The 26,694-nt window shown below is 64.7% G+C and carries 27 protein-coding genes; 13 read left to right on the forward strand and 14 right to left on the reverse strand.

Annotation, left to right across the window (positions count from 1 at the left end):
- Positions 1-135: 135 nt before the first annotated feature.
- Positions 136-648 carry an Lrp/AsnC family transcriptional regulator gene (locus DRB19_RS24745; protein WP_114188686.1) on the reverse strand — a complete coding sequence of 171 codons (513 nt, stop codon included), beginning with the start codon at positions 646-648 and terminating at the stop codon, positions 136-138.
- A gap of 106 nt (positions 649-754) precedes the next feature.
- Between DRB19_RS24745 and hppD the strand changes: the two genes are divergently transcribed.
- Positions 755-1,870 (forward strand): 4-hydroxyphenylpyruvate dioxygenase, encoded by a 1,116-nt coding sequence (gene hppD / locus DRB19_RS24750; protein WP_114188687.1) that lies wholly within the window; start codon positions 755-757, stop codon positions 1,868-1,870.
- 139 nt (positions 1,871-2,009) lie between these two features.
- On the opposite strand, the gene DRB19_RS24755 is transcribed toward hppD, so the two are convergent.
- Positions 2,010-2,285: a hypothetical protein gene (locus DRB19_RS24755; protein ID WP_114188688.1), complete on the reverse strand. Its 276-nt coding sequence runs from the start codon at positions 2,283-2,285 to the stop codon at positions 2,010-2,012.
- 148 nt (positions 2,286-2,433) lie between these two features.
- Here DRB19_RS24755 and map point away from each other — a divergent pair, with 148 nt between their 5' ends.
- Positions 2,434-3,183 (forward strand): type I methionyl aminopeptidase, encoded by a 750-nt coding sequence (gene map / locus DRB19_RS24760; protein WP_114188689.1) that lies wholly within the window; start codon positions 2,434-2,436, stop codon positions 3,181-3,183.
- A gap of 71 nt (positions 3,184-3,254) precedes the next feature.
- On the opposite strand, the gene DRB19_RS24765 is transcribed toward map, so the two are convergent.
- Positions 3,255-3,596, reverse strand: coding sequence for a hypothetical protein (locus DRB19_RS24765; protein ID WP_114188690.1), 342 nt, complete (start codon positions 3,594-3,596; stop codon positions 3,255-3,257).
- Between the two features lie 163 nt (positions 3,597-3,759).
- On the opposite strand from DRB19_RS24765, the gene DRB19_RS24770 reads away from it, so the two are divergent.
- Positions 3,760-4,641, forward strand: a complete 882-nt coding sequence (locus DRB19_RS24770; RefSeq protein WP_114188691.1) for a bifunctional helix-turn-helix transcriptional regulator/GNAT family N-acetyltransferase — start codon at positions 3,760-3,762, stop codon at positions 4,639-4,641.
- A gap of 218 nt (positions 4,642-4,859) precedes the next feature.
- On the opposite strand, the gene gyrB is transcribed toward DRB19_RS24770, so the two are convergent.
- The 10 genes from gyrB to mutM form a co-directional block, all read right to left on the reverse strand.
- Entirely contained in the window at positions 4,860-7,286 is a 2,427-nt protein-coding gene (gyrB, locus tag DRB19_RS24775; RefSeq protein WP_114188692.1) for a DNA topoisomerase (ATP-hydrolyzing) subunit B, read from the reverse strand.
- 160 nt (positions 7,287-7,446) lie between these two features.
- Positions 7,447-8,061: a LysE family translocator gene (locus DRB19_RS24780; RefSeq protein ID WP_114188693.1), complete on the reverse strand. Its 615-nt coding sequence runs from the start codon at positions 8,059-8,061 to the stop codon at positions 7,447-7,449.
- Positions 8,062-8,179: 118 nt separating this feature from the next.
- Positions 8,180-9,337 (reverse strand): DNA replication/repair protein RecF, encoded by a 1,158-nt coding sequence (gene recF, locus DRB19_RS24785; RefSeq protein WP_114188694.1) that lies wholly within the window; start codon positions 9,335-9,337, stop codon positions 8,180-8,182.
- Positions 9,338-9,559: 222 nt separating this feature from the next.
- On the reverse strand, positions 9,560-10,678 hold the full coding sequence (dnaN, locus tag DRB19_RS24790; protein ID WP_114188695.1) for a DNA polymerase III subunit beta: 1,119 nt from the start codon (positions 10,676-10,678) through the stop codon (positions 9,560-9,562).
- A 221-nt stretch (positions 10,679-10,899) separates the two neighbouring features.
- Positions 10,900-12,399 carry a chromosomal replication initiator protein DnaA gene (dnaA, locus tag DRB19_RS24795; protein WP_114188696.1) on the reverse strand — a complete coding sequence of 500 codons (1,500 nt, stop codon included), beginning with the start codon at positions 12,397-12,399 and terminating at the stop codon, positions 10,900-10,902.
- A 779-nt stretch (positions 12,400-13,178) separates the two neighbouring features.
- Positions 13,179-13,445 carry a 30S ribosomal protein S20 gene (gene rpsT, locus DRB19_RS24800; RefSeq protein ID WP_114188697.1) on the reverse strand — a complete coding sequence of 89 codons (267 nt, stop codon included), beginning with the start codon at positions 13,443-13,445 and terminating at the stop codon, positions 13,179-13,181.
- Positions 13,446-13,616: 171 nt separating this feature from the next.
- Positions 13,617-14,387 (reverse strand): TSUP family transporter, encoded by a 771-nt coding sequence (locus DRB19_RS24805; protein WP_245439811.1) that lies wholly within the window; start codon positions 14,385-14,387, stop codon positions 13,617-13,619.
- A 24-nt stretch (positions 14,388-14,411) separates the two neighbouring features.
- On the reverse strand, positions 14,412-15,185 hold the full coding sequence (locus DRB19_RS24810) for an enoyl-CoA hydratase (protein WP_114188698.1): 774 nt from the start codon (positions 15,183-15,185) through the stop codon (positions 14,412-14,414).
- 193 nt (positions 15,186-15,378) lie between these two features.
- Positions 15,379-16,173 carry a DUF2189 domain-containing protein gene (locus DRB19_RS24815; RefSeq protein WP_114188699.1) on the reverse strand — a complete coding sequence of 265 codons (795 nt, stop codon included), beginning with the start codon at positions 16,171-16,173 and terminating at the stop codon, positions 15,379-15,381.
- Between the two features lie 204 nt (positions 16,174-16,377).
- Positions 16,378-17,292 carry a bifunctional DNA-formamidopyrimidine glycosylase/DNA-(apurinic or apyrimidinic site) lyase gene (gene mutM, locus DRB19_RS24820; RefSeq protein WP_114188700.1) on the reverse strand — a complete coding sequence of 305 codons (915 nt, stop codon included), beginning with the start codon at positions 17,290-17,292 and terminating at the stop codon, positions 16,378-16,380.
- Positions 17,293-17,389: 97 nt separating this feature from the next.
- Here mutM and ubiE point away from each other — a divergent pair, with 97 nt between their 5' ends.
- From ubiE to DRB19_RS30625, 10 genes are all read left to right on the forward strand, one after another.
- Complete coding sequence (ubiE, locus tag DRB19_RS24825) at positions 17,390-18,139, forward strand: bifunctional demethylmenaquinone methyltransferase/2-methoxy-6-polyprenyl-1,4-benzoquinol methylase UbiE (protein ID WP_114188701.1); 750 nt, start codon at positions 17,390-17,392, stop codon at positions 18,137-18,139.
- Between the two features lies 1 nt (position 18,140).
- Positions 18,141-19,712: a 2-polyprenylphenol 6-hydroxylase gene (ubiB, locus tag DRB19_RS24830; RefSeq protein ID WP_114188702.1), complete on the forward strand. Its 1,572-nt coding sequence runs from the start codon at positions 18,141-18,143 to the stop codon at positions 19,710-19,712.
- Between the two features lie 2 nt (positions 19,713-19,714).
- Positions 19,715-20,929, forward strand: coding sequence for a bifunctional phosphopantothenoylcysteine decarboxylase/phosphopantothenate--cysteine ligase CoaBC (gene coaBC, locus DRB19_RS24835; protein ID WP_170148945.1), 1,215 nt, complete (start codon positions 19,715-19,717; stop codon positions 20,927-20,929).
- Positions 20,926-21,393 carry a dUTP diphosphatase gene (gene dut / locus DRB19_RS24840; protein WP_114188703.1) on the forward strand — a complete coding sequence of 156 codons (468 nt, stop codon included), beginning with the start codon at positions 20,926-20,928 and terminating at the stop codon, positions 21,391-21,393. The genes coaBC and dut overlap by 4 nt, the downstream gene beginning before the upstream one ends.
- Entirely contained in the window at positions 21,390-21,839 is a 450-nt protein-coding gene (locus tag DRB19_RS24845) for an RrF2 family transcriptional regulator (RefSeq protein ID WP_114188704.1), read from the forward strand. The genes dut and DRB19_RS24845 overlap by 4 nt, the downstream gene beginning before the upstream one ends.
- Before the next feature lie 75 nt (positions 21,840-21,914).
- Positions 21,915-22,898: a cysteine synthase A gene (gene cysK / locus DRB19_RS24850; protein ID WP_114188705.1), complete on the forward strand. Its 984-nt coding sequence runs from the start codon at positions 21,915-21,917 to the stop codon at positions 22,896-22,898.
- Positions 22,899-23,033: 135 nt separating this feature from the next.
- Positions 23,034-23,384, forward strand: a complete 351-nt coding sequence (locus DRB19_RS24855) for a hypothetical protein (RefSeq protein WP_114188706.1) — start codon at positions 23,034-23,036, stop codon at positions 23,382-23,384.
- A 4-nt stretch (positions 23,385-23,388) separates the two neighbouring features.
- Positions 23,389-23,694: a hypothetical protein gene (locus DRB19_RS24860; protein ID WP_245439813.1), complete on the forward strand. Its 306-nt coding sequence runs from the start codon at positions 23,389-23,391 to the stop codon at positions 23,692-23,694.
- A gap of 33 nt (positions 23,695-23,727) precedes the next feature.
- Entirely contained in the window at positions 23,728-24,003 is a 276-nt protein-coding gene (locus DRB19_RS24865) for a hypothetical protein (protein WP_114188707.1), read from the forward strand.
- Between the two features lie 12 nt (positions 24,004-24,015).
- The gene (locus DRB19_RS30625) at positions 24,016-24,180 is read left to right on the forward strand and encodes a hypothetical protein (protein ID WP_170148946.1); all 165 of its coding nucleotides are present in this window, start codon (positions 24,016-24,018) and stop codon (positions 24,178-24,180) included.
- 204 nt (positions 24,181-24,384) lie between these two features.
- On the opposite strand, the gene typA is transcribed toward DRB19_RS30625, so the two are convergent.
- Positions 24,385-26,214 (reverse strand): translational GTPase TypA, encoded by a 1,830-nt coding sequence (gene typA, locus DRB19_RS24870; protein ID WP_114188708.1) that lies wholly within the window; start codon positions 26,212-26,214, stop codon positions 24,385-24,387.
- Positions 26,215-26,694: the final 480 nt, after the last annotated feature.

Genomic DNA, 26,694 nt, shown 5'->3' on the forward strand with positions numbered 1-26,694 from the left:
GTCCAGACCGAGTCGCTGCAGAAGGATTACGGCGCATACGGCCACAAGCTCAAGAAGCACTTCAACCCGAACCAGCGTTAGGGAAGGCGGCTGCCCGATCGAAACTGCCACCGGGGGCCCTTGGCCCGGTGAGCCTCAGCGCTCGCCGTGCCGTGTCGGCTTGATCCAGGACAGGGGCAACCGGGCCTCGTCCTTCAGGGTTTCGAGCACAACCGCGGACCGCACGTTCGCGACGCTCTCATGCGGCAGGAGCTGCTCGTTGACCACGGCCGACAAGGTCTTCAGGTCCGGAACGATCATTTTGACCAGGTAATCCGCGTCCCCCGTAAGCGCATGGGCTTCGAGCGCGAACTCGAGATGGCGCACCAGCTCGGCGAATCTGCGGGCGTTGTCCGGATTATGGGTCGCAAGGGTCACATGGGTGAAGACGGTTACGCCAAGACCGAGCGCTTCGGGCGCCAGATCCGCCCGATAACCTTTGACGATCCCTTTCTCCTCCAGGGCGCTGCGCCGGCGCGAGCACTGGCTCGCCGACAAGCCCACCCGCTCCGCCAGCTCCTGGTTCGTAAGCCGGCCCTCCTGCTGCAACGCTTCGAGGATCCTGAGGTCGAAGGCGTCCAGGGTGAAAGTTTCGAGCGTCGAAGCCATTTTGCCTGCATGAACCGTGCATGGGGAGGCCCGAACATAGCTCACTTCTCACGCACCTTGCAGCCGGGATATGGTCTACTTGTGGGCAAATCCCAGGAGGAGAACGATGGGCCCATTCCCGCACGACGCGCCTGCCCCGCAGATCGATTCCAACAATCCGATGGGTACCGACGGATTTGAGTTCGTCGAGTATGCTCATCCCAATCCGGAGGAGCTTCACAGGCTGTTCACCACCATGGGCTTCTCCCTGGTGGCTCGCCATCGCACCAAGAACGTCAGCCTCTACCGCCAGGGCGATGTGAACTACCTCATCAACGAGGAACCCGGTTCCTACGCGGCAAACTTCGTCAGGGAGCACGGCCCCTGCGCGCCCTCTATGGCGTTCCGCGTCGTCGACGCCAAGGCGGCCTACGACCGCGCCATTGCGCTCGGCGCAAAGCCCGCCGACGTGTCGAAGGGTTCGCCCACGCTCGATGTGCCGGTCATCGAAGGCATCGGCGGAAGCCTCCTGTATTTCGTGGATACCTATGGCCCGAAGGGCTCGGTCTATGACGGCGAGTTCGAATGGACCTGTGAGCGGGATCCCAAGCCCGAGGGCGTGGGCCTGTTCTATCTCGATCACCTGACCCACAACGTGCAACGCGGCCGCATGGATGTATGGGCCGGGTTCTACGAGCGGCTCTTCAACTTCCGGCAGATCCGCTACTTCGACATCGAAGGAAAGATGACGGGGCTTTACTCGAAGGCCCTCACCAGCCCGGACGGCAAGATCCGCATTCCCATCAACGAGGATGCAGGCGAATCCGGACAGATCGAGGAATACCTGCAGGAATACAATGGCGAGGGCATCCAGCACATCGCCTGCGGCTGCAAGGACATCTACAGCGCCATCGAGAAGCTGCGGGCCGATGGGCTGACCTTCATGCCGTCCCCTCCCGGCGTGTACTACAAGCGCGTCGACAAGCGCGTGCCGGGTCACGGCGAGGATCTCGAGCGCCTGGAGCGCAACGGCATCCTGATCGACGGCGAAGGCGTGGTGGAGGGCGGCTACACCAAGGTGCTGCTGCAGCTCTTCTCGGCCAACGCCATCGGACCGATCTTCTTCGAGTTCATCCAGCGCAAAGGCGACGACGGCTTTGGCGAAGGCAACTTCAAGGCCCTGTTCGAATCCATCGAGGAAGACCAGATCCGGCGCGGCGTTCTCAAGCCCGCGGCCGAGTAAAGTCGCAAAAGAAAAGGCCCCGGATACTTCACGGTTCCGGGGCCTCTCGTTTCATCGGGCGGCCAGTTCGAGGGCACGGCCAAACCCATGCATGGTGGGCTTTCTGCCGCACCCGGAAGCCGGGGCTGAGTGTCCGCCGTCAGGATGGAGGACTTGGTGATCCCCCACCTATTCCCATGATCGGCAGGAGTTGATCGCCTTTGAACCGTTCGGCGCGCCCGCGTTCCTTCGCCTGGATGTCTGCGGATGACGGACCGCAATCGCCCTCGCACTCCTGAAACGTGACCGCGACCTTGTCTAATTCGACCTTATCCGGAACCCTTTGCGGTTCGGGGACAGGGTCGTGACTGCGGAAGATGCTCAAGAGCGGCAGGTGGGAGATGTGGTGCCAAAGTCTCTGGATAGGTGCGCGCACGGCAGCCTCCTCTCATCCAGGATATGTCCCACCATGATACCACGGACTCGGCGAGTTTCATAAAACGGCCTCTGTCAGTTTTGGCGTGCTCGCCCGTTTGTAAGTCGAGCTCACAAGAGCTATGTCCTGGCTTTCGGAAGAGCCTGATATGACAATCTCGAATGACGACGGCCTCATCAGCCTGAAAGAGATCGGGCGTATCGTCGCCAATACTCTTGAGGCGATGGGGAAGGCTCTTGAGCCGGGCATGACCACCTCCGAACTCGACCAGATCGGGCGAAAGCTTCTGGAGGCTGCCGGCGCGCGTCTGGCTCCGGAGTTGGCCTACGCCTTCCCTGGGGCGACCTGCATCAGCGTGAACGAGGAAATCGCTCATGGTATCCCGGGCACCCGACGGATCGAGCGTGGCGATCTGGTCAACATCGACGTTTCAGCCGAGAAGAACGGCTTCTTTGCGGATACGGGAGCCTCGTTCGCCGTTCCACCCGTAACCCGCTCGATTGAACGTCTTTGCAGGGATGGTCGGCGGGCCATGTGGACGGGCCTGCGGCAGGTTGGAGCCGGCAAACCGATTGCCGACATCGGTCAAGCCATCGGGACCTTTGCGCGGAAAAACGGTTACAGCCTCGTCAGGAACCTTGCCAGTCACGGTGTCGGCCTATCGCTCCATGAGGAGCCGACAGAGATCGCCACATGGCCCGACGCCTCCGAGCGTCGCATCATGAGCGACGGCTTGGTGTTCACCGTCGAGCCATTCCTGTCCTTGGGCGCGGAGTGGGCCGAAGATGGTGATGATCCATGGACGCTCTACAGCAGCCCCAAGGCCCCTACCGTTCAGTACGAACATACCGTTGTGGCAACCCGAAACGGACCTCTGATCGTGACAATGGCCGGCTAGGCCCTCTAGTCCAGAACCCGGGACCTCCCCCTGTTCCATCAACGGCCTTCGGCAAAAATAAATTGGCGTTCTCACGCCTGAGGTGCTGGATCAACGCAGTCGTTATCCTGAATGTCGTGGAAGCTGATGCGCACTTTGCCAATGTGCTGGGTTGGATCGGCGGCTGCGCCCAGACCAATCAGCCCGTTCATCTCGCCTACAAGGCAGTCCGCCCTATCCGCCAGCCTGAGCCGGACCTGGCGATGCCGCACCCGCGCTTCAAAGTCGTTGAGCAGGAACAGGGTTTCTGAAGCCACGTCGATGTCGATGCGACCATAGCGCTTACCATTTGCGCCTGTGGCGATCTGAAGGTCCTTCAGCAGCGGCTGGAGTTCTGTCGGCCATTCAACGATGGGGTTCTGGCTCAGGGGCATGGACAGCTCCGATGTTGGACAATCCTTTGGCGAGAAAGACTTCAACAATCTAAGCGAAGGCCATGCTTAGGGGTTCCATATAGGGGTTTCTGCGACTTACACGGACAATGTTCCGCGTGAGCGATCTGTTGCGGATGCGATGTTCTCTGACTAAAGTCAGAGAATGGATGAGCATCAGATCGAGCAGGTTCGCCGCTTCAGCCGTGTCGTCACGCAGCACGTAGGCGCACTTGAAGACAGCTACCTCCGACGAGGCCGCCCTCTCAGCCAGGCTCGACTGCTGCACGAGGTCGGTTCCAACGGTATTGCCGTGCGGACCCTGCGCGAGCGGCTCAAGCTCGACTCAGGGTATCTCAGCCGCTTGTTGCGCTCGCTTGAAGCTCAGGGGCTCGTCCAGACCGATGCTCAGGCGAGCGATGCTCGGGTCCGGCGTGTGGCCCTGACACCAAAGGGCGTTGCCGAGCGCGAGACCTACGATGCGCTCTCGAACGACCTGGCGTGGTCCTTCCTGGAGCCCCTCGACCCGGCCCGGCGCAACCGACTGGTGAGCGCCATGGCGGAGGTGGAGCGCCTGCTTCGCGCCGGAGCGGTGGAAGTGCGTGCTGAGACCCCGGACAGCACTGCTGCACAATGGTGCCTGGAGCAGTACTTCACGGAGCTTGCCGCACGCGTCGACATGGGCTTCGACCCGGCCCGGAGCAATTCGGCCAGTATCGAGGAGATGACGCCGCCCGCAGGGTTCTTCGTGGTCGCATGGCTCGACGGTGGTCCTGTAGGGTGCGGAGCGCTGAAGGTCGGGATGGAGGGTGTGGGCGAGGTCAAGCGCATGTGGACGGCCGCGAGCGCGAGAGGGCTCGGGATCGCGCGCCGGGTGCTGCGAGGGCTGGAGACGAAGGCGCACGAGGCTGGCCTGACGCGGCTACGCCTGGAGACCAACCGGGCTCTGACCGAGGCTCAGGCGCTCTACCGCGCGGAAGGCTATCAGGAAGTGAAGCCGTTCAACACCGAGCCTTACGCCCACCACTGGTTTGAGAAGCGGCTTTGAACCGCCCCTGCGGTTCTTTTCCACCGGCATGCACTCCTGACAGCACGAACAGCGTCCAAGTATCTTGGTGGTAGGGCGCGTGGAAGTTGCAGTTTCAAGGATGATTACTCCTCATGAAAAAGGCGCCGGAGGCAAAGGACTCCGGCGCCTCTATAAAGGGAGCGTCTTGTTTCAGTTCATGTGGTGACGTTTCAGGTTATGCTTCCCTTAACACGAACTTACACGTCGAGGTTCGCCACCGAGAGCGCGTTCTCCTGGATGAACTCGCGGCGGGGTTCCACCACGTCGCCCATGAGCTTGACGAAGAGGTCGTCTGCGTCGGTGGTGTCCTTCACCTTCACCTGCAGGAGCGAGCGCACGTCGCGGTCCAGGGTCGTTTCCCAGAGTTGCTGGGCGGTCATCTCGCCGAGGCCTTTGTAACGCTGGAGCTGGAGGCCCTTGCGGCCGGCGGTGAGCACGGCCTGGAACAGGGTCAGCGGTCCGTCGATCTGCGTCTGGTCGGTCTTGCGCACGAGCGCGGCCGGTCTGGCGTAGACATCCTGCAGGGTGGCTGCGCGCTCGTCGAGCTTCTTGGCCTCCTGGCTGGCGATCAGCGCCTGATCGAGCACCGCGACCTGGCGGACGCCGCGCACGACGCGGGAGAACACGTAGCCGCCTTCCTGCACCTCGCCGGTCCACCCGCGCTCGATCTCCTCCGAGATCGCATCGAGGCGCTGCGCGATATAGGTCGCGGCCGCCGGACCGCGCTCGGTATCCTCCACCACGTCGGGACGCAGCGCTCCGGCAATCGCCGCCTGCTCCACGGCCCTGCGGTCGTAGCGGGAGTGCAGGCTCGACAATACCTGCCGCACAAGGCGCGCCTCGTCGATCAGGCCCTTGAGCTGTTCGCCCTGGAATTCCAGGCCGGATTCGAGGCGCAAGGACGCATTGTCGATGCCTGCGTCGATGAGGAAGTCCTCGAGCGCGCGCTCGTCCTTGAGGTAGATCGCCTGCTTGCCGCGGGTCGCCTTGTAGAGCGGCGGCTGGGCGATGTAGAGGTGCCCTCGCTCGATCAGCTCCGGCATCTGCCGGAAGAAGAACGTGAGCAGCAGGGTGCGGATGTGGGAGCCGTCCACGTCCGCGTCCGTCATGATAATGATGCGATGGTAGCGCAGCTTGTCGGGGTTGAACTCCTCGCGGCCGATGCCGGTGCCGAGCGCGGTGATCAGCGTGCCGATCTCCTGGCTGGACAGCATCTTGTCGAAGCGCGCGCGCTCCACGTTGAGGATCTTTCCGCGCAGCGGCAACACGGCCTGGAAGGCGCGGTCGCGGCCCTGCTTGGCCGAACCGCCGGCGGAATCGCCCTCCACCAGGAGGATTTCGCACTTGGACGGGTCGCGCTCCTGGCAATCGGCGAGCTTGCCCGGAAGGGACGCGATGTCGAGAGCGCCCTTGCGGCGGGTGAGCTCGCGCGCCTTGCGGGCGGCCTCGCGGGCGGCGGCCGCCTCGACCACCTTGCCGACCACGGTCCGGGCCTCGTTCGGGTGCTCCTCGAGCCAGTTGTTGAGCGCCTCGTTGAGGACGTTCTCCACGGCGGGCCGCACCTCGGAGGAGACGAGCTTGTCCTTCGTCTGCGACGAGAATTTCGGATCGGGCACCTTCACGGACACGACCGCCGTCAGGCCTTCGCGGGCGTCGTCGCCGGTGAGCGAGACCTTCTCCTTTTTGGTCATGCCGGAGGATTCCGCATAGCCGTTGACCTGACGGGTCAGCGCTGCGCGGAAGCCCGCAAGGTGAGTTCCGCCATCCCGCTGCGGGATGTTGTTGGTGAAGCACAGCACGCTCTCGTGGTAGGAGTCGTTCCACCACAGAGCGACCTCGACGCCGATGTTATCCTTCTCGGCGCGGATGACCACGGGCTGCCCGATCAGCGGAGTCTTGGCGCGGTCGAGATAGCGCACGAAGGCCTCGACGCCGCCCTCGTACATCAGCTCCTCGCGCTTGCGCTCCGCGTGGCGGTTGTCGGTCAGGATGATACGCACGCCCGAGTTCAGGAAGGCGAGCTCGCGCAGGCGGTGCTCCAGGGTGTCGTAATCGTACTCCACCATGGTGAAGGTCTCGGTGGAGGCCAGGAAGGTCACTTCCGTGCCCTGCCGGCCGTTGGCGTCGCCGACGACGGCCAGGGGGGCCACCGCGTCGCCGTGGCGGAACTCGATGACATGTTCCTTGCCGTTGCGGAAAATGCGCAGCTTGAGCCAGCTCGACAGGGCGTTCACCACGGACACGCCGACGCCGTGCAGGCCGCCGGACACCTTGTAGGAGTTCTGGTCGAACTTACCGCCCGCGTGCAGCTGGGTCATGATGACCTCGGCCGCCGAGATGCCTTCGCCGGAGTGGATGTCGGTGGGAATACCACGGCCGTTGTCCGTGACGGTCACCGAGCCGTCCGCGTTGAGCGTGACCGTGACTTCCGTCGCATGGCCGGCGAGCGCCTCGTCGATGGCGTTGTCCACCACCTCGTAAACCATGTGGTGCAGGCCCGAGCCGTCATCGGTGTCGCCGATATACATGCCCGGCCGCTTGCGCACCGCGTCAAGGCCCTTGAGCACCTTGATCGAGTCCGCGCCATAGGCATCGGCATTCACGTTGATTGCGGGGTCGGCCATTTGGGATCCTTCAAAGCGCGGCAGGAAAGAGGATGCGCGCTGGAGTCTTTGATTCGTTAGATCAATTATTTAGTCATTGATGATTGAAATTTCACCCCCGCGCGCCTACGCGCGCGGGGGAAAGCGTGGAAAAAGCAGCAGAAAAAGCCCGTTTTAGGATTTATCGCGAGGCTACCGCTGCGGCAGCACCGGCCATCACCGTGCCGGTGGTCCGGTTGAGGATCCGGATTCCCCTGGGGCTGGTGAAAAGCCGCCTGGCCCGGGACGCGAGCCCGATATAGGCCGCAAACACCACGGCGAGCACCGCCAAGGTCGCGGTGACCAGTTCCGCGTAGCCCAGGAGCGTGACCCGCGTCAGGTCGATGATCGTCGGCAGGAGCGCCAGGTAGAACACCATGACCTTCGGGTTGCCCATGGTGACGGCGAGCCCGCCCAGAAAGAGCTTGGCCGGGTGCTCGGCTTTTGCGTCGGCGGCCACCTCCTGCGCGGCGGCAGGGGCCGTCCAGAGCTTGTAGGCGATGTAGAGCAGGTAGACCGCGCCCGCCCATTTCACCGCCAGGAAAACCCCGTGAAAAGCCTGAGCCAGGGCCGCAAGGCCCACAATGGCGAAGGTGAGCCAGACCACATCCCCGATGGCGAGACCGGCGCTGAACGCGACGGCTCCTTGGGTGCCGCGTCCCAGAACCCGCGCCACGATGGCGGCGATCCCCGGCCCTGGGGAGGCGGCTGCGATGAACAGGGCGGTGGCGAAAACGAGAAGGCCGGCGAGGTCCATGATCTCAAAACCGAAAGCGACGAGAAATGATGTTGCGGTCTAGAATAACCTATGATTGGCCATGTTAGCCAGTACGGCATATTTCCGACTGATCGTCAGCGCGCAGCCGCGATCTCCATCAGGCCGACACAGGCTCAATCCGTCCAGGCTCCACCTGAAGAACATCGGCCCGGCCCTCCAGCTCGGCGAACAGGCTCGGATCTGCGCCCGTCATCCAGACCTGCCCGCCCAGGGCTTCCAGCGCTTCGAACAGGCCCGCCCGGCGGCGGGGGTCGAGATGGGCCGCGACCTCGTCGAGGAGCACGAAGGGGGCGATGCCGCTCATGTTGGCCACGAGCCGCGCATGGGCCAGGACGAGACCGATGAGGAGCGCCTTCTGTTCGCCCGTGGAGGCGGTGCTGGCCGGAATGTCTTTGGGGCCATGGCGCACCAGCAGGTCCGTGGCCTGCGGGCCGACGAGGGTGCGCCCGGCCGCCCGGTCGCGGGGGCGCTGGTCGCGCAGGATCGCCCGGTAGCGATCCTCGGCATCGACCGCAGGCAGCGTCGCCACCAAGGTGTCGATTTCGCCCTCAAGGCTCAGTGTGGCGAAGGGGAACGGAGAGGCGTCCTCCCGGGTCTCCAGGATCAGGGCCGCGAGCCGTCCAACCGTTTCCTGCCGCGCCGCCGCCACCGCGATGGCGAGCTCCGCCACCTCGCGCTCCAAGGCGTCGAGCCACAGACGGTCGTCGGGATTCTCCTCCAGCACTCGGTTGCGGGAGCGTAGGGCCCGCTCCAACGCATTGACCCGTGCGCCATGCTCCGCGTCGACCGCCAGGACGAAGCGATCGAGAAAGCGTCGGCGGTCCCCGGCCGGGCCGCGAAAGAGCGCGTCGAGATCCGGCGTCAGCCAGACGATGCGCAGGAACTCGGCGAAAGCCGCCGGCGACGTGGCGCCCATGCCGTCGATGCGGCAGATGCGGGACGCGCGAGCCGCCTCGCCCTGCGGCTCCAGTCCGGTGCCGAGCCGGTGTTCGCCATAAGGGGCGTCGAGGGCCAGCGAAATCGCAAAGGAGCCGGGCCCGCCCTGGCGGGCCATGTCGCCGAGCTCGGCGCGTCTCAGGCCCCGGCCCGGCATGAAAAGCGAGATCGCCTCCAGCACGTTTGTCTTTCCTGCCCCGTTCTCGCCGACAAGCGCCACGAGCGGGCGCGACACGGCGAGGTCCAGGCTCGCATAGGTGCGGAAATCCTGAAGGATCAGGCGGGCGATTCGGGACTGGCCGAGGGGAGCGGAGGACATGCGCGCCCTTCATTCAGGAGCAGGCGCGAAAGATCAAGCGGTCTTCTCCCTCCCCCTTGCGGGGATGGGCAGGGGTGGGGGTGGTGCGACTGGGTTGAGCGAGGTGGAGGTGAGGCTGTAGCGGCCTTGCGCTTCAACAGTAAAGCCGGGAGTTCTGACTTTGCGACCCCCACCCGGCCGCACGCGGCCACCCTCCCCGCAAGGGGGAGGGAACCGGGCGGCTTACACCCGCATCGGCATCAGCACATAGAGGGCGGAAGCGCCCTCGCGGTCCTGAACGACCGTGGGCGAGCCTGGGTCGGCGAGCTTGAACAGGGCGGTGTCGCCGTCGAGCTGGGCCGTGATGTCAAGAAGGTAGCGGGCATTGAAGCCGATATCGATCGGCGCCGCGTCGTAATCGACCTCGATCTCCTCCGTGGCGCTACCCGAATCCGGGTTGTTCACAGTCAGCGTCAGGCGGCCGTCGTTAAGCGCCAGCTTCACGGCGCGACCGCGCTCCGACGAGATGGTGGAGACGCGGTCCACCGCCTTGGCGAAATCGCTGCGCTCGACCGTCAGCAGCTTGTCGTTGCCGCTCGGGATCACCCGCTGGTAATCGGGGAACGTGCCATCGATGAGCTTGGATGTCAGCACCACGCCGTCGAAGGTCAGGCGCACCTTGGCGGACGACAGCTCGATGGTGACGGTCTCGGAACCGTCCTCGACCAGCTTGACGATCTCGGCCACGGCCTTGCGCGGAATGATCACGCCCGGCATCCCCTCGGAGCCGGCGGGCGCCGGCATCTCGACCCGGGCGAGGCGGTGCCCGTCGGTTGCCACCGCGCGCAGCACCGTCTGGCCCGACACGTCGATGGTGTGGAGGAAAATGCCGTTGAGGTAGTAACGCGTTTCCTCGGTCGAGATTGCGAACTGCGTCTTCTCGATGAGGCGCTTGAAATCGGCCGCCGGCAGGGTGAAGCGGTGCGGAAGGTCGCCTGCGGCGAGATCCGGGAAGTCGCTTTCGGGCAGGGCCTGCAGCATGAAGCGCGAGCGGCCGGAGCGGATCTGCATCTGGCCGGTTTCGCCGGTCATCTCCAGGGAAACCTGCGAGCCGTCCGGCAGTTTGCGGACGATGTCGTAGATCATGTAGGCGGGCACGGTGGTGGAGCCGGCTTCCGTGATGTCGGCCGCAATCGTCTCCGTCACCTCGATGTCCAGGTCCGTGGCCTTCAGGCGCAAGGTTCCGTCCTCGGCGCGCAGGAGAATGTTCGACAGGATCGGGATGGTGTTGCGCCGCTCGACGACGCGGTGCACATGCCCGAGCGCCTTCAGAAGGGCGGCGCGCTCAACAGTAACTCTCATAGTCCCAACACCCGTTTTCGTTGGAATTCTTGGCTCGACCGACTGGCGACGGATGGCCGGTCGGGAAAGCGGGGCGGCAAGAGTGGCGGGTGTTGTGCCAGAAAGCAAGGCCGGGCCTTGCTTTCATCAACAATCCACCGTTCCACTCCATTGGGGGCGCATCGTTGGAGGCGGAAAACGGATCCACTTTTCCGCCTCCAACGATGCGCCGAAGATAGCGCTTATTCCTGCAGCATGCGCTTGAGGAGTTCGACCTCATCGGAGAGCGTATGGTCCTCGCCGATGGCCTTCTCGATCTTGCGCACTGCGTGGAGCACGGTGGTGTGGTCGCGCCCGCCGAAGCGGCGGCCGATCTCGGGCAGGGACCGGAGGGTGAGCACCTTGGACAGGTACATGGCGATCTGGCGCGGGCGCACCACGGCGGCGGTGCGGCGCTCCGACAGGATGTCCGAGCGGGAGACGTTGTAGCGCGAGGCCACCAGTTTCTGGATGTCCTCGATCTTGACCCGTTTGGGCTCGCGGTTGCGCACGAGGTCGCGGATCGCGGACTCGGCCGTCTCCAGGGTGATGCCCGAGCCCGTGAGGGTGGCGTGCGCCAGGAGCCGGTTGACCGCGCCCTCCAGGTCCCGCCCGTTCGCCGTGATGGTGCGGGCCACATAGGACACGACGCTGGGGCCCACCTCGAAGGTGGGATGGATTTGCCGCAGGGCTTCAATCCGAGTGGTCAGGATGGAGGCGCGAAGCGCTTCGTCGAGAGCCCCGACCTCGACCACGAGGCCGCCCGCGAGACGCGAGCGCACCCGCTCGTCCAGGCTCTCGAGATCTCCCGGGGGACGATCCGCCGCGACCACGATCTGGCGACCGGAATCGATGAGGGAATTGAGGGTGTGGCCGAACTCCTGCTGGATCTGCTTGCCCTGGATGAACTGCACGTCGTCGATGATGAGCAGGTCGATGCCGCGCAGGCGTTCCTTAAAGGCCAGCGACGTCTGCGCCTTCAGGGACGCGACGAAGCCATACATGAAGCGGTCCGCCGTCAGATAGATCACGCGGCGCCCTTGCGCCCGCACCGCATGGCCGATGGCGTGCAGGAGATGGGTTTTCCCCAAGCCTACCCCGGCGTGGAGATAAAGCGGGTTATAGATGGCCTGTCCGTTCGGCGACTGGGCGACGCGATCGGCCGCCGCATGGGCCAGCGCGTTCGACCGCCCGATGATGAAGCTCTCGAAGGTCAGGCGCGCATCAAGGGGCGCGCCGCCGAGGTCCGAGGCTTCGCCGCGCGGTTCCGGAAGGGACGCCAGGAAGGATTTGGCGTCGCCCTCGGGCGATGCGCCCGGCAACGCGATGGACGCTGTGGGACGGGAAGGCTCACTGACGCGGCGCGCAGGCGCGGCTTCACGTCCGAGAGAATTGCGCACGCCGATATTGACCCGCTCCACGTCGTTCGCTTCCGCCCGATAAAGGGTGAGCACCCGATCGGCGTAATGGGATTCGATCCAGCTCTTCAGAAAGCGGGTCGGCACGGTCAGATAGGCGCAGCCGTCGACGACCGTATCGAGTTCCAGGCGACCGAACCAGCTGGCGAAGATATCCTCGCCCAGCTCGGCCCGCAGGCGACGCTTGACCCGCGCCCACACCTCCGATGCAGGTTGCTCTCCGGAACCTTCGATCCCGCTCTCGCCCGAAGCGGAAAAGGTGCGGTGATCCTCACTGCGATGCATCAATGTCCCCTCCACGAGATCCCTGAAAAACGCCAGGGTCTCAAACGCCACTGCCAGTTTTAGGCACCGGAGACACAGCTGTCTCACAGGTTGCCAAAACGCGGCGCCCCCAATTGTAGTAAAGATTATTTGTTTGTTTTTAAGTCGAGATAGACCAGCTCAGTCTTCCTCTGGGCATCCTCACAAGTCTTTCCAAGTGAACCCTGGGTAAGAAACAGGTTTTCCCTTGCTTATTAGACGCGTGAACCAACGCCCTGTCCTCGCACGTGAGCTTTATACGTCGACACTTGAGTGGATGACTTCGCGGCGGACCGTCGAAGTGGATTGACCTTACACAGGGGGTATGAGGGGCGCAACACGAACGAGTCGGCATCGGTGGGCTCGAACCCCCTCGAAAGGGTCCACAGGCCCGTCCACAGGTTTTCACCGCATGCGGTAAAGTCCTGACTCTACAACCGATTCACTGTTCCATCACAGCTTGCCAGCAGCTTGGCAAAAAGAGTTTTGGCGCAACGTTGATTCAGGATCGATTCGGCGCGACTCACGGGGGATTCCCAATGCCTCGCGAACCTTTGCCTGCTAAGCTCTTGGCGCAGCTTCGATTTTTGTGCGCAGTTTCGATCCCGGTCAAGCTGAGCTTCACCCTTCGATTCTGCCCGGGAGTCAATGCCCCTATGTGGATAAACCTGAGCTTATTCGGTGGAGTGAAGACATGAAAAAACCCGGCCGCGAGGCCGGGTTGATTCGTACTGACAATGCCCTTTGCAGGGGGTGCGTTTTTAGGCGCTCAGCGTCTTGATGCGGTGAGCCAGGCGAGACACCTTCCGCGAAGCCGTGTTCGCATGCAGGATGCCCTTCTGGGCGGCGCGCATCATCTCCGGCTCGGCGGCCCGCAGGGCGGCTGCTGCCTCGGTCTGGTTGCCGGAGGCGATCGCCTCCTCGACCTTACGGACGAAGGTGCGCATGCGGCTGCGGCGCGAGCGGTTGATCGCGGTGCGCTTCGCGATCTTGCGGGTCATTTTCTTGGCCGACACGGTGTTGGCCATGGCCTAACCTCGTTCTCTAAAATCCGATGCGGCGCGTGAGCCCATGGAGGGCTTGAGGCGACGTCCGGTTGATTGCATGGAAACCGAAGAGCCCGCGGGTCGCGCGGGCTCATGTGTGGCGGCTTATAGCCCTGGCAGGGTTCAACGTCAACGCCAGCCTGCCTTCGCGCGTCAAAAAAGCGCTCTGAGGGCTGCACGCCAAGGGTTCGCCGGGTCCCAGAGGAGCCTCAGGGCCATGAGGCTCGACACCACGACCAGGAGGGGCCGGATGATCCGGGTGCCGAAGCGCATGGCCAGGCGGGAGCCGATCTGGGCGCCCAGCAGGGAGGCCCCGGCCATCACGAAGCCTATGGGCCAGACCACCGCTCCGGTGGCCGCGTAGAGCAGGAGGCTGCCCAGATTGCTCGCGAGGTTGAGGAGCTTGGTATGGGCGGTCGCCCGCACGACCCCGTAGCCGAGCAGGGTTACGAAGGCCAGCATATAGAAGGAGCCGGCCCCTGGCCCGAAGATGCCGTCATAAAAGCCCACCGCCACCGGAGCCGTCAGGCCGAAGGCGAGGGGCGTCATGCGCGCATGGGCGTCCGCATCCTTCACCTTGCGCGAGGATGCGAAGAACAGCGCGATGGCGATCAGAAGCACTGGGATGAGGGCCTCCAGCACCGGCCGGGGCAGGAACCGAACGCAGAGCGCGCCGACAACGCCGCTCGCAAATGCGATCAGCGTGAACCGCCAGGCGGTGCGCCAATCGATGAGGCCCTTGCGGCCGAACGTGTAGGTGGCCGAAGCCGCCGCGAAGGATCCCTGCACCTTGTTGGTGGCGATGGCCTGGGCCGGATCGAGGCCTGCGAGCAGAAGAGCCGGCACAGTCAGAAGTCCGCCCCCGCCCGCGATGGAATCCACGAAGCCCGCCAGCAGGGAGACCGCGGCCAGAACCGCGATCATGTCGAACCCCATCTCGCCCACGGATTACTGGTCTTTGAACTGGGGCGCGCGCTTTTCCACGAAGGCCGCCATGCCTTCCTTCTGGTCGGCGGTGGCGAACATGGCGTGGAACACGCGCCGCTCGAAGCGGACGCCCTCGGTCAGCCCCATCTCGTCGGCGCGGTTGATGGTTTCCTTCGTCATCATGGCGATGGGAAGCGACATGGACGCGATGGTCTCGGCGGTCTTCAGGACTTCCGCCATGAGGTCGGCGGCGGGCACAACCCGCGCCACGAGACCGGAGCGTTCGGCTTCCTCGGCCCCCATCAGGCGGCCCGTGAGGCACATCTCCATGGCCTTGGCCCGGCCGATGAGCCGCGTCAGGCGCTGGGTGCCGCCCATGCCGGGCATCACCCCGAGCTTGATCTCGGGCTGGCCGAACTTGGCCGTGTCGGCCGCGATGATGAAATCGCACATCATGGCGAATTCGCAGCCGCCGCCGAGGGCGAAGCCCGAAACCGCCGCGATCATGGGCTTGCGCCGGTTGGCCACCCGGTCCCAGCCGGCGAAATGATCGTCGGCATAGATCTGCGGATAGGTCAGGGACGCCATCTCCTTGATGTCGGCTCCGGCCGCAAAGGCCTTTTCCGATCCAGTGATCACGATGCAGCCGATATCCGCATCAGCCTCGAAACCGTCGAGCGCCCGGTTCACCTCGCCGAGCAGAGCCGCGTTGAGGGCGTTCAGGGCCTGGGGCCGGTTGAGGGTGATGAAACCCACCTTGCCGCGTGTTTCGACGATGATCGTTTCATAGGCCATGCCCGCCACCTCCCCTGAATGGAGGCACACCGGTAGGCGAGGCCGTGGGGCTCGGCAAGAGGAAATTCGCGTGGAAACCCACAGCCCTGAGAGTCTGCCTCACCACTCCCGCCTCGTCCTTCGAGACGCTTTGCTCCTCAGGATGAGGGCTGCGGGGTAAGGATCGTTTGTCACTCAGGCCCTGGCCCGTTCTTCAGGACGCTACCACCCTGCGATAGAGATGCCACGTGGCGTGGCCCAGGACGGGAAGCACAACCGCCAGGCCGAAGAGGAACGGGATGAAGCCCGCGATCAGGGCGCCGGCCACGATGAAGCCCCACAGGGCCATGGTGCCCGGGTTCGCCGACACGGCCCGGACCGAGGTGCGAAGCGCGGCCGCCGCGCTGATATCCCGGTCGAGGAGCAGTGGGAACGACACGACGCTGACCGCCAGCACCGCCGCGCTGAACAGGAGGCCTGCGAGGTTGCCGGCAAAGATCAGGGCCCAGCCTTGGCGGGTCGTCAGAAGCTGCTCGACGAACGCCCCGACGGATCGCGGCGGGGACGTCCCGAAAGCCGCCTCGTAGAGCACAAGGGCGGTGCCGAGCCAGAGGCCGAAGACCACCAGGAGCAGAAGGCCCAGGGCCGCGATGGACCCGATAGCGGGCGAGCGCAGCAGGGCCATGACACGCCCTCGCGTAAGGCTGCGCCCATTCTCCCGGCATCGGCTGAGTTCATAGAGCCCGACCGCCGCGAAAGGGCCCAGCAGGGCGAACCCTGACAGGAGCGGGAAGAGAAGCTGGGAGGCGTCGGCGCTCAAGGCGAGGCTGGCCATGAGGAGCCCGAGGACGGGATAGATCACCCCGAGGAACAGGCCATGGGTCGGCATGGCCTTGAAGTCGTCGATCCCGCGGACGAGCGCCACGATGAGATCGGCAGGGCTGATCGTTCGCACGACCGGATCATCCAACGTCTGGCCGACGCTGTGAATGGCGGAGAGCTTTGCCATAGCCATGAACCTCCTGAACACGCGTTCAAGCGGTCACGGTCCTCATGTCTGCAGTGCGCCCGCCCCCTTTGATTAAGGCAAACTGTTCATGCGGTAGCCGCAACCTGCAATGGCCGGAAGTGTACGTGCCACGACAGGTTCTGTCGCCCGCCCTTGGTCGCGCCTTAAAGGGGTCATTGGGGCTAGTGCCGAGGGAGTAGTCGGTCAGCCGGCCCGCCTGCGAGCGCTACCCTGTGGGGCCGCCTGACATTGGGGACAGTAGAAGGTCGAGCGGCCCGACTGGACGAGGCGGATCACCGTGCCGGTGCAGCCCGGGGTTACGCAGGCCCCGCCCTCCCGGTCATAGACCCGGAAGGAATGCTGGAAATAGCCCAGCGACCCATCGACCTGCGCATGATCCCGCAGGGTAGAGCCGCCTGCCTCGACAGCCTCGGCGAGAACCTCCCGGATGACCCCGGCCAGCTGATCGGCCTTCTCGGTGGGCCGACCCTTGGCGGTCGCCAGCGACCCGGCCGGCGCTTCCGGATGGAGTCCTGTGCGAAATAGGGCCTCGCACACATAGATGTTGCCCAGGCCCGCGATCAGGCGCTGGTCCAGGAGGGCCGCCTTCAGGGGCGTGCGCTTGCCGGCGAAGAGGCGGGCGATGGTCTCGCCCGAGAGCTCGTTGCCCAGAGGCTCGATTCCCATGCCGGAAAAATGCCGGCAGGTCTCGATCTCGGAGCGGGGCACCAGATCCATGAAGCCGAAGCGCCGGGCGTCGTTGTAGGTGACGGTCGCGCCGTTCGAGAGGCCGAAGATCACATGATCATGGGCCCCGAGGCCTCCATGCTCATGATGAAACTCCCCGGGCATCACGCTTTTGCCGCTCTGCGAGACCAGGAAGCGTCCCGACATCCCCAGATGCATGATCAGCACCTCGCCCGAGGACAGGTCGGCCAGGAGATACTTGGCCCGGCGGCCAAGGGCGGTGACCTCCTGTCCCTCGAGGCGTTCGACGAACCTGTCGGGAAACGGAAAGCGCAGGTCCGGCCGGCGCTGCACCACCTTCGTGAGGCGGGCGCCCACCATGGCGGGCTCGAGGCCGCGGCGCACGGTCTCGACTTCGGGTAGCTCGGGCATCAACCATCTCTTCGGTTCTGGAGCCTCCTTACATAGCCTTCCGGGTTCGGTTCCGCTATGGATCGCCCCAAGGGGCGACGAGAGGTTATTTGAGATCATGACTGACCAGAACACCCATTTCGGCTTCCAGTCCGTGCCGCTGGAGGAGAAACAGGGGCGCGTCAACGAGGTCTTCCACTCGGTGGCCAACCGCTACGACCTCATGAACGACCTCATGTCGGCGGGCCTTCACCGGGTCTGGAAGAGCGCCCTCGTCAACATGGTGCGTCCACCGCGGGACCGGCCCTTCCGGCATCTGGACGTGGCCGGCGGCACCGGCGACGTGGCCTTCCGCATCCTGGAGGCGGGTGGTCCGCAAACCCATGTGACCGTGCTCGACATCAATGGCGAGATGCTGAAAGTGGGGCGCGAGCGGGCAGGGCGTCAGTACGAGGGCCGGATCGAATTCGTGGAAGCCAACGCCGAGGTGCTGCCGCTGGAGCCCAAGAGCTTCGACGCCTACACGATCGCCTTCGGCATCCGGAACGTGCCGCGCATCGATGCGGCGCTTCGCGAGGCGCACCGGGTCCTCAAGCCCGGCGGGCGTTTCCTGTGCCTGGAATTCTCCAAGGTCGACGTGCCTGGCCTCGACAAGATCTATGACGCGTATTCGTTCAACGTGATCCCGCGCCTTGGGCAGATGGTCACCGGCGATGCGGAGTCCTACCAGTATCTGGTGGAGTCGATCCGCCGTTTTCCGACTCCGGCCGCTTTCGAGCGCATGATCGAGGAGGCCGGATTCCGGCGCGTGACGCACCGGTCCATGACGGCCGGTGTCGTCAACATTCACTCGGGCTGGAAGATCTGACGTGATTGGAAGCCTCGTCCATCTCGCCCGCAACCTGCGCGCAGGCTTCGTCCTGGCCCGTGAGGGCGCGCTCGCCCTCGTCGACCCGAGCGCCCTGCCGCCCTCCGCCCGGATCGCCCTGCGCGTCGCCCGGCTGATCGAAAAGCCCGGCGTGGGCGACGGCGCGGCGCGGCTTTCCGCGGCCCTGACCCGGCTCGGGCCCTCCTATGTGAAATTCGGCCAGTTCCTGGCGACCCGCCCGGACATCGTGGGCGTCGCAGCCGCGCGGGACCTGGAGCGTCTTCAAGACCGGATGCCGCCCTTCCCGCGCGCCGAATCCGTGCGCATGATCGAGCTAGCGCTCGGGCGACCCATTGATCAGCTTTTCCTGGAATTCAGCGAGCCCATCGCGGCGGCGTCCATCGCCCAGGTGCACAAGGCGTTCATCAAGACCCAGGAGGGCATCGAGACCGTTGCCGTGAAGGTGGTGCGGCCCGGTGTGCGCGAGGGCTTTGCCCGCGACCTCCAGGCCATGCGCGCCGCGGCCCGGCTCTTCGAGCGCTTCGTGCCCGATGCGCGCCGCCTCAAGCCCATGGAGATCGTCGAGACGCTGGCCCGGTCCGTGGCCGTGGAGATGGACCTGCGCCTGGAAGCGGCGGCGGTTTCGGAACTTGCCGAGAACACCAAGGACGACCCTGATTTCCGCGTGCCGAAGCCCGAATGGGATCTCACCACCCGCGACGTGCTGACCACCACCTGGATCGACGGCATTCGCCTCAACGACCTCGCGGCTATCGAGGCGGCGGGCTTCGACCGGGTGGCGTTGGGGCGGGCGGTGATCCAGTCATTCCTGCGTCATGCGATCCGCGACGGCTTCTTCCATGCGGACATGCATCCGGGCAACCTGTTCGTGGACCCGACCGGTCGTCTCGTGGCGGTGGATTTCGGCATCATGGGCCGTCTCGGCATGAAGGAGCGCCGCTTCCTGGCCGAGATCCTGCTCGGCTTCATCCGGCGCGATTATCTTCGCGTCGCGCGCGTGCATTTCGAGGCCGGGTACGTGCCGCCCCATCACTCCGTGGAGGATTTCGCGCAAGCGATCCGGGCCATCGGCGAGCCGATCCACGACCGGCGCGCCGACGAGATTTCGATGGCAAAGCTGCTCACGCTTCTGTTCGAGATCACCTATCTGTTCGACATGGCGACCCGCATCGAACTGGTGATGCTGCAGAAGACCATGGTGGTGGTGGAGGGCGTGGCCCGCAACCTCGACCCCAAGCTCGACATGTGGACCACGTCCGAGCCGGTGGTGCGCGAATGGATCGAGCGCAATCTCGGACCCATCGGCCGCATGGAGCAGGCAGGCAGCGGGCTGCTGACCCTTGCAGGCGTGATCGGCGATCTGCCGGACATTGCGCTGCGCGCCGAGCGCGTGCTCAACCAACTCGAGGACCTGACGGCCAAGGGGGTTACCCTCGAACGCGAAAGCATCGCGGCCATCGGGCGGGCGGAGGCGAGGGGCCATCGTTGGGGAACGGCCGCCTTGTGGATCATCGCCCTGTCGCTGATGATCATACTGCTGAGAGAGTTCTGACGATGGCGCTGTCGGGCAAACGAATCCTCCTCGTCATCGGCGGCGGGATCGCTGCCTACAAATCCCTCGACCTGATCCGGCGTCTGCGAGAGCGAGGCGCGTCCGTGCGATGCATCATGACGGCGGGCGCGCAACAATTTGTCACGCCGTTGGCCGCCTCCGCCATCTCCGGCCAACGAACTCATACGGATCTGTTCGACCGGGAGGACGAGGCGGATATCGGCCACATCCGGCTCGCCCGCGACGCGGACGCCATCGTGGTCGCACCGGCAACCTCCAACCTCATGGCCAAGATGGCAGGCGGTCACGCGGATGACCTCGCCTCCACGGTGTTGCTCGCCACGACACTGCCGATCCTGATTGCGCCTGCCATGAACGTACGCATGTGGCTGCATCCGGCAACCCAGCGCAATCTCGGCCAGCTCCAGGCGGACGGCGTGCGCGTGGTCGGCCCCAACGACGGCGCGATGGCGGAGGCCGAATTCGGTCCAGGGCGCATGTCGGAGCCCCTCGAAATCGTTGCAGCCGTCGAGCAGCTGCTGGCTCCATCCGGTCCCCTCGTCGGCAAGCACGTAATCGTCACCTCGGGACCCACGCACGAACCCATCGATCCTGTGCGCTACATCGCCAACCGCTCCTCCGGAAAGCAGGGCCACGCCATCGCCCGCGCGGCCGCGGAAGCAGGCGCGCGGGTGACGCTGATCTCGGGACCCGTCGATATTTCCGGCCCTGCGGGCGTTACGACCGTGCGAGTGGAAAGTGCGCGCGATATGCTGGCCGCGGTCGAGAAGGCGCTGCCGGCCGATATCGGGATCTTTGCGGCCGCCGTCGCCGATTGGCGCGTGGCCAACGCAGGCGCGCAAAAGATCAAGAAGAACGGCGGCGCGCTGCCCGAGCTCTCGCTTACGGAAAATCCCGATATTCTCGCCACCATCGCCCGCCGCAACGAGGGCCGGCCGCCCCTTATGGTCGGGTTTGCGGCCGAGACCGAGCATGTGATCGAACATGCCAAGCAGAAGCTCGCCAAGAAGGGCTGCGATCTCATCGTGGCCAACGATGTGTCGACGGAGACCGGCGTGATGGGCGGCGACCGGAACACGGTCCACCTCGTCACCGCAGGGGGCGTCGAGACCTGGCCCACCCTGTCGAAGACAGACGTGGCCCGAAAGCTCGTGGAGCGTCTGGGCAAACTCGTCGAAGAAGTTGCAAAGCCATGAGTCACGTGCTTCGCGTCCAACGCCTGGGTCACAACCCGGACCTGCCGCTCCCCCGTTACGAGACGGCCGGCGCAGCCGGCATGGATCTCATCGCGGCCAATCCGGCGGACGCTCCCATCGTGCTGCAACCCATGCAGCGCACCCTCGTCCCAACTGGTCTGATCCTTCAGTTGGAACATGGCTACGAGGCTCAGGTGCGCCCGCGCTCCGGCCTTGCTCTCAAGCATGGCGTGACCGTGCTCAATTCTCCCGGCACCATCGATGCGGATTATCGCGGCGAGGTGCAGGTGATCCTCGTCAATCTCGGGCAGGAGCCTTTCACGGTGACGAGGGGCATGCGCGTCGCCCAGATGGTGGTGGCGCCCGTCACCACGGTCGAATTGATCGAGGTGGAGAAGGTGGACGAGACCTCGCGCGCTGCGTCCGGTTTCGGATCCACCGGACTCGTAAGGACGCTTGGATGAATTTTCTCTCCCGCCGCTCCCTGCTGGCGATCGCCGCCGTGACGGACATCGCACTCCACGCGCGGCCCATGCCGGTTTCCGCCAAGGCGCTGGCGGCCCGGCACAACCTGCCTCCACGCCACCTGGAGCCCGTGCTCCAGGCGCTGGTGCGCCAGGGCATTCTGAAGGGCGTGCGCGGACCGCGGGGCGGCTACGAACTTGCCCGGGAGCGGAGGCGAATCACCGCCGGTGACATCGTGCGCGTCGCCATGACGGCGCTCGAGGACGACAGCGGAACGCCATTGCCCGAGTCGCGCCTTGCCGAGGTGGTGGTTCAACCCTTGGTGAAGCGGGGAACGGAAGCTTTTCTGGCGGAACTGGATCAGGTGACCGTGGAGGACCTTTGCAGTCAGGCCCAAGCGGAAGCAGCGGTCGGGCAGGCACCCCACGGGGATTTCACGATTTAATTCGTTAATTAAGCCAATTATCGACATAATGCGCAAAAAGGAATAAAGATCGTCCGTCTTTCAGGAGGATCTCCCATGGCTGATACGCTCAACAAGCCGGCTGAAAACGCCACGAAGCCTGGCCGCGGCCGCATCTACAGCTCCATCACCGACACCATCGGAAACACGCCGCTCGTGCGCTTGAACCGCCTGCCGCAGGAGCAGGGCATCGATGCCGAGATCCTCGTCAAGCTGGAGTTCTTCAACCCCATCTCGAGCGTGAAGGACCGCATCGGCGTCAGCATGATCGACGCGATGGAAGCCTCGGGCGTCGTCAAGCCCGGCGCAACCCTCGTGGAGCCGACTTCCGGCAATACCGGCATCGCGCTTGCGTTCGTGGCGGCGGCCCGCGGCTACCGGCTGATCCTGGTCATGCCAGAGACCATGTCGCTGGAGCGCCGCAAGATGCTGGCCTATCTGGGTGCCGAGCTCGTGCTCACGCCCGGCCCCATGGGCATGAAGGGATCGATCGCCAGGGCTGAGGAACTGCTGCGGGAAATTCCGGACTCGGTCATGCCGCAGCAGTTCAAGAACCCGGCCAACCCGGAAGTTCACCGCCGCACCACTGCGGAAGAAATCTGGAACGACACCAACGGCCAGCTCGACGTCTTCGTGGCCGGCGTCGGCACCGGCGGCACCATCACGGGCGTCGGGCAGGTGATCAAGCCGCGCCTTCCGGCCATGAAGGTCTTCGCCGTTGAGCCGGAGGATTCGCCGGTTCTGTCGGGCGGCCAGCCCGGCCCGCACAAGATCCAGGGCATCGGTGCAGGCTTCGTGCCCGACGTGCTCGACCGTTCTGTCATCGACGGCGTCGTGACGGTCGGCAACCAGACGGCCTTCGACACCGCCCGCAAGGTGTCCCGGCTCGAAGGTATTCCGGGCGGCATTTCGACCGGCGCGAACATCGCGGCGGCCCTCGAAATCGCAAGCCGTCCCGAGTTCAAGGGCAAGCGCATCGTCACCGTCGCGCCGTCCTTCGCCGAGCGGTACATTTCGAGCGCGTTGTTCGAAGGGCTCTGATCCGACGATATCGGACGAACCAGGGCGGCTTCGGCCGCCCTTTTTCATGCGCCATTAGGGTTTTTGCCGAGCTTGACCAGAACCTCTCCGGCCTCGCCGGGTTCTCCCTGCAACATCGCCAGCAAGGAGTTCGTGATGGCCGAGAGACATGTTCCCCATTCGCTGAAGGACCAGACGGCGGACCAGATCCGCAACGAGCAGCGGGGCGGGGCCGACAGCCCTGTCGATCCGAACCGAGACCCCGGCCCCGAAGGCAACGCCACCTTGCGGCGTGTCTGGAGCGAGCCCGGCGGCGAGGCCCTGGCCTATCGCAACGCCCTGCGGGACGACATCCCCGGCCAGGACGATCATTCCGAGATCACAGCCGCCGAGACGCCCGAGACCACCAAGCATCTGAGCGATGCAAGCCTCTCGCCCGACGACAAGGACGCCACCGCCGAAGCCATCGAGCGCGCCACCGCGGTCAACGGCCGGGACAAGGACTGATCCCGTGCCGAAGAAGAATGACAACATCGTCGGCCGGAGCGAAGGCCCCATCGTGGGCGGCGGTCACCAGACGCCCGAGCAGGCGGACATCGTCAAGCAGGAGGACGGTGGCCTCTCGGATGCCGAGCGCAGCCGCCAGATGCAGCAGGGCGGCTCCTTGGCCAAGGGCAACCCCGCCATCGGCGGCTCCTCGGGCGGCCATTCGGATCAGCTGGCGTCCAAGGGGCCTGCGGAAGACCGCAAGATCGCGGACGGCCTCTACGACACGGAACGCCAGCACGACAAGTCCGACAAGCAGCGTTCCGGCTGAGCAATCCACGTCCATTCACCAAAGGAGCGACCCATGGGTCACGCCAGTTACGGCAACAACAGCGAGCAGGATCCGACGACCGCCGAAAAGCCGGATCCGAACGCCGCCAGCAAGAAACCTGAAGCCGGGCAGGACCGGCCCGGCGCCGGTCTCGGCGGCTCCAAGGATCGCGGCGGACAAGCGGCTCAGGACTTGCCCGCCGCCGGTCCCCACGCGGATCCGGACCTGACGAACGAGAGCGCCACTCCGGGAGCCGGCACCTTGCCGGAGCCCGGCGAGACCGACGACACCGACGCAACGAGCGGCTAAGGAGAACGCGCAATGGCGCAGACAGACAAGAAGGCCAACCAAGCCACCGAAGACGACATCAGCGCCCCGCGCCTGACCCCTCAGGGACGCACCGACCCCGACAAGGAGGGCGAGGATTCGACGAACCCGATGGGCGAGGGGGCGAAGAAGGGGCAAGGCGACAAGGCCGAGGGATAGGTTCGACGCCGCCGGTCTTATCCAGCGCCGAACCTTATCTCGAGGAGCAGCCTAAAGGCCGCGTCTCGAAGGAGGCTCCAGTGCGCTCTGGAGATGTTGCGCTCCTCAGGGTGAGGCTGCGTTCGGTACGAACTTACCGTTTCACGAAAAAGGCCGCCCCTGGATGCAGGAGCGGCCTTTTTGACATGATGCAGCTTGCGGAGCTTAAGCGCTCAGCGCTTCCTTCGACTTCTCGGCGCGCTTGCGATCGTTCGGATCGAGGAGCGCCTTGCGGATGCGGATCGACTTCGGCGTCACCTCGACGAGCTCGTCGTCCTGGATCCAGGCGAGCGACCGCTCGAGCGTCATACGGATCGGCGGCGTCAGGCGCACCGCTTCGTCCTTGGAGGTCGTACGGATGTTGGTGAGCTTCTTGCCCTTGAGCACGTTCACCTCGAGGTCGTTCTCGCGGTTGTGCTCGCCGATGATCATGCCCTGATAAACCTTCCAGCCGGGCTCGATCATCATCGGGCCGCGGTCTTCCAGGTTCCACAAGGCGTAAGCCACCGCCTCGCCCGAGTCGTTGGAGATCAGCACGCCGTTGCGGCGACCTGCGATCTCGCCCTTGTAGGGCTCATAGGCGTGGAACAGGCGGTTCATGATCGCGGTGCCGCGGGTGTCGGTCATCAGCTCGCCCTGATAGCCGATGAGGCCGCGGGTGGGAGCGTAGAACACGAGACGCTGGCGGTTGCCGCCGGAGGGACGCATCTCGATCATGTCGGCGCGGCGCTCGGACATCTTCTGCACCACGACACCGGAATGCTCCTCGTCCACGTCGATCACGACCTCTTCGATCGGCTCGAGAAGCTGACCGGTGGTCTCGTCCTTCTTCATGACCACGCGGGGACGGGACACGGCGAGCTCGAAGCCCTCGCGGCGCATGGTCTCGATCAGGATCGCAAGCTGCAACTCGCCGCGGCCGGACACGTAGAACGAATCCTTGTCGGCCGCTTCCTCGATCTTGAGCGTCACGTTGCCTTCCGCTTCCTTGAGCAGGCGGTCGCGGATCATGCGGCTCGTGACCTTGTCGCCCTCGGTGCCGGCGAGCGGCGAGTCATTGACGATGAACGACATGGTGACGGTCGGCGGATCGATGGGCTGGGCCTGGATCGGAAGATCGTTCTCGGGCGCGCAGAAGGTGTCGGCCACCGAGCCCTTCACGAGACCCGCGATGGACACGATGTCGCCGGCCTCGCCCACCTCGATGGGCTGACGCTCCAGGCCGCGGAAGGCCAGGATCTTGGACACGCGGCCGGTCTCGACCACCTTGCCCTCGCGGTCGAGAACCTTGACGGACTGGTTCGGCTTCACCGAGCCGGAGCTGATGCGGCCCGTGACGATGCGGCCCAGGAAAGGGTTGGCTTCGAGCAGGGTTCCGAGCATGCGGAACGGGCCTTCCTCGGTCTTGGCCGGAGGCACGTGCTCGAGCACGAGGTCGAAGAGCGGCGCGAGGCCCTCATCGCTCGGGCCTTCCGGCGACTTCGCCATCCAGCCGTTGCGGCCTGATCCGTACAGGATCGGGAAGTCGAGCTGCTCGTCCGTGGCGTCGAGCGCCGCGAAGAGGTCGAACACCTCGTTGATGACTTCCGTGTGGCGGGCGTCGGGACGGTCGATCTTGTTGATGGCCACGATGGGCTCGAGGCCGATCTTGAGGGCCTTGGACACCACGAACTTGGTCTGCGGCATCGGGCCTTCGGCCGCGTCCACGAGGACGATTGCGCCGTCCACCATGCTCAGGATGCGCTCCACCTCGCCGCCGAAGTCGGCGTGGCCGGGGGTGTCGACGATGTTGATGCGGGTGTCCTTCCAGACGACCGAGGTCGCCTTGGCCAGGATGGTGATGCCGCGCTCCTTCTCGAGATCGTTCGAGTCCATCGCGCGCTCTTCCACGCGCTGATTCTCGCGGAAGCTGCCGGATTGCTGGAGGAGCTTGTCGACGAGGGTGGTTTTCCCGTGGTCGACGTGAGCGATGATGGCGATGTTGCGCAGCTTCATTAGGCTAGTCTTTCAAAACAAAACGGCCCGGTTCGCGGCAAGCGTCGCCGCGCCCCTGGCTCGAACCGGGCGGAAATTGATGTGACTGCAATATAGTGATGAGAGAGCGTCCGCAATAGGGCAGGGCAAGGATTATTGCTTGCACGGCTACGGTTTGCCGCTGGGGTAGAGGCTCTGGTTCACAGGTTGAACTGTCAGCCTGTAAGGGAGCGAAAGATGCGGTGGCCAAGGAATGCTACGCTTCGAGCGGATGCCCCGCTGGGTCGGCCCCAACTGTATGACCTATCGGCATCTATGGTCCAACGGAGCGCTCGAGTTCCCGCCGAAATCACATTCTGGCCAAATTGACTGGCCAAGCACGACCGTACATTCCAACAACAAAACCAAGCCGCATGGCAAAGAGGAATGTAAGCCTAAGACATTGACCAAGGGGCATTGCCAGCATGACTACAGCCACGACTCTCGAAACCTTCTTTCTTC

This window comes from Microvirga aerophila, from assembly GCF_003332305.1.
GTDB lineage: Bacteria > Pseudomonadota > Alphaproteobacteria > Rhizobiales > Beijerinckiaceae > Microvirga > Microvirga aerophila.